Here is a 614-nt window from a genome sequence, read left to right on the forward strand (position 1 = left end):
ACCACGACCTGTGGCGATCATATCGACCAACACACTGCCTTGCTCACCTTGAAACTCGCTTGGGATAAGAGAATCACTGACTTTCGAGTGCAGAAGATTTACGTTAAAGCCATCATACGCCAGCGTTACGCTGCCGCATCCGTCAACGCCTGATGGAAGCACATGCGCACTGGCTTGAACAGAGTTCGGCTCACCAAACAACTCAATCGCAGAACCCACGCAGTAATAACCGATGTCCATGATGGAGCCATTGGAAAACGCAGGATTGAATGTGTTTGGATTTTCTCCATTTAGATATTTTTGGTATCTCGATGAATACTGGCAATAGCTAATCGTCGCATGTCGTAACGGAGCGATAGACGGTAAGCTCTCTTTCAATACTTGGAAGTTTGGTGTGTAAGGCGACATAAACGCTTCAAACAACACAACGTTGTTTTCCTCAGCACAGGCAAACATCTGTTGTGCCAATGCGTAGTTCGAAGCCATTGGCTTTTCACAAATGACGTGTTTGCCCGCTTTTAACATTTGAATAGCTTGAGGAGCATGAAGCGAATTTGGACTGGCGATGTACACCGCATCAATGTCTGCATCCTGACCTAATGTTTCTAGGCTGT

Annotated in this window: 1 protein-coding gene; it reads right to left on the bottom strand. The window is 46.3% G+C overall.

What is annotated here, in order from left to right; all coding sequences use genetic code 11:
• Window positions 1–614 (bottom strand): Gfo/Idh/MocA family oxidoreductase (locus R8N47_RS26455; protein WP_318186263.1); only part of this gene is annotated, 614 nt, incomplete at both ends.

The sequence above is a fragment of the Vibrio sp. 2132-1 genome (genome assembly GCF_033344315.1).